This window comes from Mucilaginibacter sp. P4_G9 (assembly GCF_056400985.1).
The window spans coordinates 1-7,841 of the sequence record NZ_JBFUKF010000232.1 but is presented as its reverse complement, the minus strand read 5'-3'; the positions used below and the strand labels follow the sequence as shown (position 1 = coordinate 7,841).

General features: G+C 44.2%; 11 protein-coding genes. 4 read left to right on the top strand and 7 right to left on the bottom strand.

Translation table 11 applies throughout. The annotated features are described in order from the left end of the window. Positions 1-247, top strand: a 247-nt coding sequence (locus tag AC1DPZ_RS17845) for an SDR family oxidoreductase (protein WP_477405844.1), incomplete at its 5' end; no start/stop codon positions are given. A 98-nt stretch (positions 248-345) separates the two neighbouring features. Here the strand turns inward: AC1DPZ_RS17845 and AC1DPZ_RS17840 are convergent. Next, on the bottom strand, positions 346-663 hold the full coding sequence (locus AC1DPZ_RS17840) for a hypothetical protein (protein ID WP_477405846.1): 318 nt from the start codon (positions 661-663) through the stop codon (positions 346-348). Beyond that, positions 621-770 (bottom strand): hypothetical protein, encoded by a 150-nt coding sequence (locus AC1DPZ_RS17835; protein ID WP_477405842.1) that lies wholly within the window; start codon positions 768-770, stop codon positions 621-623. Before AC1DPZ_RS17835 ends, AC1DPZ_RS17840 begins: the two co-directional genes overlap by 43 nt. A gap of 141 nt (positions 771-911) precedes the next feature. Here AC1DPZ_RS17835 and AC1DPZ_RS17830 point away from each other — a divergent pair, with 141 nt between their 5' ends. The 3 genes from AC1DPZ_RS17830 to AC1DPZ_RS17820 all read left to right on the top strand — a co-directional run bounded on the left by AC1DPZ_RS17830 (position 912) and on the right by AC1DPZ_RS17820 (position 2,414). Further along, the gene (locus AC1DPZ_RS17830) at positions 912-1,349 is read left to right on the top strand and encodes a hypothetical protein (RefSeq protein WP_477405840.1); all 438 of its coding nucleotides are present in this window, start codon (positions 912-914) and stop codon (positions 1,347-1,349) included. Between the two features lie 85 nt (positions 1,350-1,434). Further along, entirely contained in the window at positions 1,435-2,193 is a 759-nt protein-coding gene (locus AC1DPZ_RS17825; protein WP_477405838.1) for a PRC-barrel domain-containing protein, read from the top strand. A 47-nt stretch (positions 2,194-2,240) separates the two neighbouring features. After that, on the top strand, positions 2,241-2,414 hold the full coding sequence (locus AC1DPZ_RS17820; RefSeq protein WP_477405836.1) for a hypothetical protein: 174 nt from the start codon (positions 2,241-2,243) through the stop codon (positions 2,412-2,414). A 235-nt stretch (positions 2,415-2,649) separates the two neighbouring features. Here AC1DPZ_RS17820 and AC1DPZ_RS17815 read toward each other — a convergent pair whose 3' ends face one another. From AC1DPZ_RS17815 to AC1DPZ_RS17795, 5 genes are all read right to left on the bottom strand, one after another. After that, positions 2,650-3,102, bottom strand: coding sequence for a VOC family protein (locus tag AC1DPZ_RS17815; RefSeq protein ID WP_477405834.1), 453 nt, complete (start codon positions 3,100-3,102; stop codon positions 2,650-2,652). 60 nt (positions 3,103-3,162) lie between these two features. Beyond that, positions 3,163-3,369: a hypothetical protein gene (locus tag AC1DPZ_RS17810; protein ID WP_477405832.1), complete on the bottom strand. Its 207-nt coding sequence runs from the start codon at positions 3,367-3,369 to the stop codon at positions 3,163-3,165. Positions 3,370-3,779: 410 nt separating this feature from the next. Then, positions 3,780-5,483, bottom strand: a complete 1,704-nt coding sequence (locus AC1DPZ_RS17805; protein WP_477405830.1) for an HAD family hydrolase — start codon at positions 5,481-5,483, stop codon at positions 3,780-3,782. Between the two features lie 368 nt (positions 5,484-5,851). Further along, positions 5,852-6,157: an RNA recognition motif domain-containing protein gene (locus AC1DPZ_RS17800; protein ID WP_477405828.1), complete on the bottom strand. Its 306-nt coding sequence runs from the start codon at positions 6,155-6,157 to the stop codon at positions 5,852-5,854. Between the two features lie 505 nt (positions 6,158-6,662). After that, entirely contained in the window at positions 6,663-7,751 is a 1,089-nt protein-coding gene (locus AC1DPZ_RS17795) for a class I SAM-dependent methyltransferase (RefSeq protein ID WP_477405826.1), read from the bottom strand. Positions 7,752-7,841: the final 90 nt, after the last annotated feature.

The following is a 7,841-nucleotide window of genomic DNA, read 5'->3' as shown; positions in this document are numbered from 1 at the left end:
GGCTACCAACCTCGCTGAAAAGAAGATCCGCGTCAACGCGGTGGCACCGGGGCCGGTATGGACGCCACTGATCGTATCCACATTTGATGAAGAAAAGATCAAAAGCTTTGGCAGCGAAACCGCGATGAAACGCGCCGGGCAGCCATCAGAACTTGGGCCTGCCTATGTTTTCCTGGCCTCTGACGATGCCTCATTTATTACCGGGCAGGTAATCCATGTAAATGGAGGTGAGGTGGTCAATGGCTGAGCCGGACTGATTTATATTGTTTTTCGTTCATCAGCAACCAGGTCGGAGACGACCTGCCACCGGCTCATTTTGATTTCAGGCTTTTCCACTCAATCCCGTTAGGAAGTTTTTAATCCCGATAGTGCTGGTCCCGGCATTCCTTTTTGCTGGATCAATACTTTAAATTTACTGCCCATATCAACCAATAAGGTATGGATTAACATGACCTCCTGCAGTGCTAATTGCGCGATATTTCCGTTCTCGGCCGTGTTCTTTCGTAAGTACTCCTTAAATCCGAGTGACGGCAAAAACTGAGCCTGGGTGGTTAAGCCACAACATGCCAACCCGTTCCTGAGCCCCCAATGGCATAAAGCTGAAAAGTTGACCTGGGCAGTTATGTCCTCTTTACCCACCTGCTGATAAGGCTTATCATTGATGTGGTGCTGATGATAACAAAGCAGAATACCCTGGTTTCGGCAAGGCTGGTATAAGCTTTCAGAAGAATAACTATGGATAATTTCAGTGAGTTAATGAAGATTTTCATCGGAGCATAAAAAAGAGCTGCCGGATGCCATCATTTAATGAATATCAGCAATATTGATGATGGATAAATGGAACATTTCTCGTAATCGCTTGTTATATAGATAAGTAAAAGGCCTTTTGATAACGATTTAATTTATCGATCATGTCAATCGCCGGTATTTTATTCGCCCTTTTTTATGCTGTGATATTAACAGTGATCTTTAGCCTGGTCTTTAAGAATACCGGGCCATGGGGCAGCTTCTGGACGTTTTTCTTCCTGCTGTTTTTCGTTTCCTTTAGCGCAGGCGAGCGGGCAGCGCCGGCAGGTCCTGTAGTATGGGGATATTATTGGGTACCGGGCTTAATTGCAGCTGTAATATTTGCATTGCTGCTTGCAGCGGTAGTACCTACAGCCCCTTCACCACGCAGATTGAATAACGGCAATACGGGGAAAAGCGCGACTGCGGAGAACATGTATGAAGAAGAAAAAACGACAACAACAGTCGCCGTAATCGGTATTTTCTTTTGGGTATTAATGATCATATTAATTATTGCAACTATTGCAGGTGTCATTTTCAGACCGGACAGCGCGCTGGTATGAACATCTAACCTTCTCTTTGAACCTGGAGTTTAATAAGGTATATACAAAGAGAGCTAAAAAAAGAGCCTATAAAGCGGGAGGAATTATGAGACGTAATGTGAAAAATTTGGTTGGCTTCAGTACGGGTGCCACCGATGGTGAGTTTGGTAAAGTGGATGAATTTTATTTTGATGACGAAACCTGGACTATACGTTACCTTATTGTGAAAACAGGCAGCTGGCTGTTTGGTCGTAAAGTGCTTATTTCCTCCACGGCTTTAAAAGAACCTGACTGGGAAAGAAAAATTTTTCCGGTTAATCTTACTAAAGAGCAAATAAAAAATAGTCCGGATATCGATACGGAAAGGACCGTTTCCCGCCAGCAGGAAATTGAACTTTACAGTCACTACGGCTGGCCATATTATGGTCCTGTCGGCGTTGGATTTTATGGGGGTATGGGGTTGTCGGGTATGGCCGAATCCAGAACGCCGTTTGAAGAAAGCATATTGGCAGCATCCAATAAAAAGAAACCGGTTGATCCGCACCTGCGCAGTACCAATGAAGTTACGGGCTACCGGATCCATGCTGCTGATGGTGAAATAGGCGATGTAGAGGATTTTATCATTGATGATAATACCTGGCAAGTGCATTTCCTGGTAGTAGATACAGGACACTGGTTTCCCGGGAAGAAAGTTTTGATCGCTCCCAAATGGATTAGCAAGATAAAATGGGAGGATTCTTCGGTTTATGTCAATATAACGGTAAACGCCGTAAAGAACAGCCCGGAATATGATCCGTCAATGCCGTTACCTGAAACCTATGAAAATGAATTTTACCGTTATTATGGCGGATCTGTTAATGATTAAATTAACAGGCATAAGGTTATGAGGGTTAAAACACAAAGAATTGATTAATGCCAAAGCGAAAGAATTTATGGTATTGTCTATTTTTCCTGGCTGGGGGTGGTTTGCTGATGCGCCTGTCTTTTTCCATCAGTCAGCAAGCGGCAGCTACCGCCGTGATGATTGCGGGCGTCTTGCTTTTTTTTGCCGCTTTTATTGTGTTCTGGATCAATTTTAGAGAATGACCAATAATTTTTATGTCAATAACATTTTATGACATCTCCTATTTACATAATGACGTACACTCATTATGTGTCGGTGAGGCTCTAAGCAAGTAAACATAGCCCAGTGTCTGGATAGCGCTGAAGCAACGAGAACCGCAAATTTAGTGTTGCTCCTTAGCACAGTCGGGCCGAATGATAATATGACGATAAAGACGGACATTGAAAGCCTGTCAGAAACTTATCATACATCCGCTACTCATTTATTACCGAGTTGTTCCGCCAAACCGATTAGAAGTCCTTCGGTTCCGCGAATGTAGCAGAGCCGATACGAGTCCTCGTATTGAACCACTTCGCCCACGAGTTGAGCGCCATGCTTGATGAGTCTGGATATCATTTCGTCAATGTCTTCAACAGTGAACATAACGCGTAAATAACCGAAAGAGTTCACAGCAGCAGTCCGGTGATCTGAGATAGCAGGCGGAGTTAGAAATCTCGAAAGCTCAAGCCGGCTATGGCCATCGGGGGTAACCATCATAGCCATCTCTACAGACTGAGAACCCAGTCCCGTAACGCGACCAGCCCATTCTCCTTCGACCTTAGCTCGCCCTTCGAGCTTTAAACCTATCTCCGTGAAAAAAGATATAGCGTCATCGAGGGATTCTACAACGAGGCCGACATTGTCCATTCTTAGTAATTTGTTTTTTGCCATCGATTTTGAGCAACCAATTATAATAAAATAGATTGAATTTATAATCCTTCAAAGTTGATTTTAATACCAGGCAGCCGAATAAAAAAAGCGCAGCATCCGCAAATCGTGTGTATAACGAAGAGTGTCGTGTGTGCTGTTATTAATTACCGTTTTAAACCCATCGCCAAAATAGTTCAGCCAGGAACATGCTACTCCTCCTGCTGCTGGTACTATAGCCAACAGGTTAATTACGTGATTGTTCCACCCCGTAAGAAATAAAAAAAGCACAAGTTAAAGCGGTATTTACTTAAAAACAAATGCGCCATGTGGTACGATCATAGCGGATATAATTGGGGGATAAACTGGATATGGTGGCTGGATCATACTGCTGATCTGGATCTTTGCCATTCCGTTGGGCATACCGGGTCAAAGATTAAGCAGGGATCATGAACTGAAAATCCTGAGAAGGCGTCTCGTAAAAGGGGAAATTGACATCCGGGAATATGAGGAAAAAGAAGCCGCCTTAGAAAAAAATAAAGGAGGCATGCTGTATTGACTCTTTAAACAGCGCTAACATTTAAAAAAAATGGACACCGATCAACTCAATCAAGTTGTCCGTAGGAAATCCAGCCGGATATGTTTTGTAATAGGTTAAAGCAGTTCCTATTGACCAGGATATCCAGCATTTTGGTTTTTAATCAGGCAGGCGCTGTATACCGCTCATGAATGAGCTGAAAGATCGCCTCACGGGAAATGCCTGCATTTTTTTCCTGCTCCTCGATCTTTTCAGTTCGCAGGGCCAGTTCTTCATCGTGAACAGATCCCCGGAACCACCTGGAGAAATCCTTTTGCCAGAGGTGATAAAGCCAGGTTTCATCATCAATGCCTGTTGCCATTTGCACAAAAGTATTCAGGTTGTTGGCCTTCAGGTTGAGCTTATTTTGGGGGCCTTTAAAATAAAAACTATCGTACCCCATGTCCCCGGTGGCATACTTACGTTTATGCCGCCGCAATAGGGTGCCAGGCATGACGCTTCTCACCAACAGCGTTTTGTTTTGATCCTTTTGCCATACCAGCACTTCTCCTTTTTGCAGCACGATATTTTCGGGGACATCCACCTTTACATGAATGAGCGCGGCAAATTCAGCCATGAACCGGCTGGGGGTTTCACCCATCATGATGGCGATATCCACCCTCTCCAAAAAAACGTGACTGATCAGGTCAGGCTTAGTGGTGATGACAAAAAAGTTTTTAAAGTCTTCGGGGAAATTAAAGAAACTATCTTCTGTTTCCTGGGGTACCAGGTGATGTGCCTCATCCATAATGATAAAATGCGGGTGCCCGGTATTTTTACGGAGCTCAACTACCGCCGTCAGTAATTTTTTAAAAAAGGACGGCCGGTCATTCAGCGGAATGGCCAGGGTGCATACAACCGCGTTTTGAGCTGCCGGGGCAAGCAACTTCACCACTTCCTCTATGATGGGTGGCTGACTGGCATCTCCCATTGTTACAATATCCGGCAGGTCCAGGTAGTCGCCTTCCGGGTCTATCAGGCAGAACTGGTACTGCTTCGCCATTAATTTTTCCAGGAAAGCTGCAGTGAAAGTGGTTTTACCGGAACCGGAGGTGCCTGCCAGCAGCAGACTGTGCCCGTACGGACTGACATTAAAGACGGAACCATCAAAACACTGGCCCAGTTCCAGGTAATGCCGCGACAACTGCTGATCCAATCCAGCCAGGTCATCTTCGATCATTTGAGCGATCAGTTCGGCCACGCCTTCTCCATGATGATGCTCCGTGGTCCAGTCAGCGGTGGCTTTAACCTGTGGCAATGCATTAGCCACAGCCACGGCACATTCAGCTACCTGCAGCATCGCGTTGTCATTTTCCGCATCGCCTATCGCTGCGGTGTTATGTTCGGATATCGCGAGCTCTTTTAAAGCTTCATGCAATCCTTTTGCCTTATTGATACCGGGCGGCAAAACCATTACCGCACCCTTATTAAAGATCACCTGATATTCCAGCCCGGTTTCCTTTATCGTATTCAGTACAGTAGTTTGATGCGGCTCCCAAGTGGCCACGATCACCCGGCCAACCGAAAGCGGCTTGATTTGCTGTGCTTTTAGTTTTTGAATAAAAGCTTCCGGGGGCCGGTCCCCTAACAAGCGTTCCTTTAAAGTAGCCGGCTGATAAATCAGGGCGCCATTCTCTGCCACAATACGGTCAAACAGAGCATGTTCCGGAAATATGCGTTGCAGGTCTTCGAGTTCGCGACCGGTGACCAGTATCAGTTTGCGGCCGCTTGCCTTGAGCCGCTTTAAAGATTCAATTATATCAGGTGAAACCCGCTCATCTTTGGCAAGTGTCCCGTCGTAATCTGTTGCCAGTACATGGTATCGCATAATTTAATATTGTTAGAATTGTTTTTATTTATTTGTCCTGTCGGTTCATCCTGACGATCAAAACAGCTGATCGCGCTCAAGCCCTGCTTTTTGGAAATAACAATTCCTTATGGAGCACCGCGAGTATTAATAAAACAAAAGCAAGCAGTTCCAATAGAGCTGCGCCTCCCATTGTTGCCGGAATTGCATACAGTTTCCGGGCAAAACAGTCCAGTTGCTGGTAGTAACATTAACAGGGTAAGTGAATTTAAAAAAATGACTAAAGTCAATACTTACCATAGACATGCAGAAAGGGTCATGAAAAACAGGGTAGCATCCATGCTGAAATTAAAATGGAAATGCATATCAGTGCTTTGTCCGGAATTGTACTACTGACTAATTTTTCCATGTACCAGCGTCATTCTGGGCCGTTTACCGCTTCGCCGGAAAGGTCGCTGGCTTCCCGCCAGTTTAACCCTGATCTCCTGCCCATCCACAAGAGAACCATCTAAACCTGCGATAGCATGGCATCCCTGCTCGATATCATGCATTTCTAAAAATGCAAAGCCACTGCTTTGCTTAGCATCTGTTGCAATGCTGGCCCGTGCAGCCCGAACGCAGCCGAATGAACTAAACCATTTCCTAATATCTGTGGCTTTGATCCAAGGGGGCAAATTTGTGATGAAGATTTTCATAGCCTGATCATTAAAAGATTGAATAATAAACAGATAATTATCGTTTTAATAAATTTTCTTTATGATAGCCTGATTTCGGTAAGGTTGAGTAAATATCCAGCGTTATGATGACTGTGACAGGGTATGATCAGCATACTATTTATCTTTCTTATATAACTGTCAATGCCTGTAAAAAAACATATAATGATAACCTTATAAATTATACATGCCCGGAGTGAAAAGGTTTGTCATTTTTTGATTTTTGTATAAATGGTATGGTCACAACCGCTCCGATCAATTAAAATGCAGATAAATATTTTTCCATTAACCGGATACAGCGTGTCAGGTGCGAAGCCTTCCCAGAATTTTCCTTTATTTTCAACGCGCTGTCTTTAGCCCGGATATTTGCCCTGTAATATTTATAATACTGGAGAAAGTCAAGAATGAATTGCGCAAAAAGTTTAGAAGAAAGCCGGTTTTCTGAAGTTTTTATCATGCTAAGCGCTGGTCCTCATGCTTAATTTCGCTATGAAAGTTTTAATCCGGACAGTTCTGTCACCGGCAACCCTTTCTGTTGGATAAGCACTTTAAATTTATTCCCCATATCAACTAATAAAGTATGGGTCAGCATAACCTCCTGCATAGCCAGCTGCGCAATATGCGCCGTTGGAACGGTGGTCTTTCTCAAATATTCTTTGAAACCGAGCGCCAATAGGAACTGGGCCTGGCTACTCAGTCCGCAACAGGTCAATCCGTTCCTGGTCCCCCAATGGCATAAGGCCGAAAAATTAACGTGCGCTGTGATGTCCTGCTTACCCACCCGCTGATACGGCTGATCGTTGATCTGGTGCTGATGATAACAAAGCAGTGTGCCCCGGCTCCGGCCAGGTTTGTATAAGCTTTCAGTAACGTAACCATAATCTATGGTCATCACGTAGCCCTGTTTTAAGGATGCCGCAATTGTTGCGATCCATTGGGTAGCCTCCAGGTTGATCTCCGTCCGGAATCCTTTCGGTAAAATAATATTCAAATCGATCAGGTAATCCTTAATCGCTTGAGGTGCAGGCCTGAGCAATTCTATAAAACCATCCTTATCATCCACAAAAACCTCCATCAACTCATCTTCCATTATTACCTGGTGGACAGGGAAATTGTCGATCAGTTCATTGGACAGGATACAACCTGTAACGTTGGGCAGATGCCGGATCGAATCATACCAATTCACCTTTTCCTGTAAATGTGTTTTTTCCTTTTCGCGCATAGCCGGGCTTTTTTCAATAATAGCATAGTGCAGGTAATCATAAAACCTGGAATTGCCTTTCAGATAATCTAAAATATCATGGCAGAGAACGCCGGTCCCCGCGCCATATTCAACAACGGTAAATTCGGTTTCACCGGTTAAATGCCACATTTCCTCCAATTGTTTACCGATCATCGCTCCGAATACCGGGCCAAGGCTGGAACTGGTATAAAAGTCTCCATTTTTACCAATTTTATCCTGGGGCACCATATAATATCCCAATTCAGGATGGTATAAAGCCATTTCCATAAAATCATGAAAGGAAACCGGGCCTTCTTTTTTGATCCGCTGCCGGATAATTTCAGTGAGTTCCATAATTTTTTACAGGTAAACAATGAGGAAATCAATTTGGATAAAATGCTTCAATAATGATACCATACAAATTGGTATCCCAAATTGGTATCC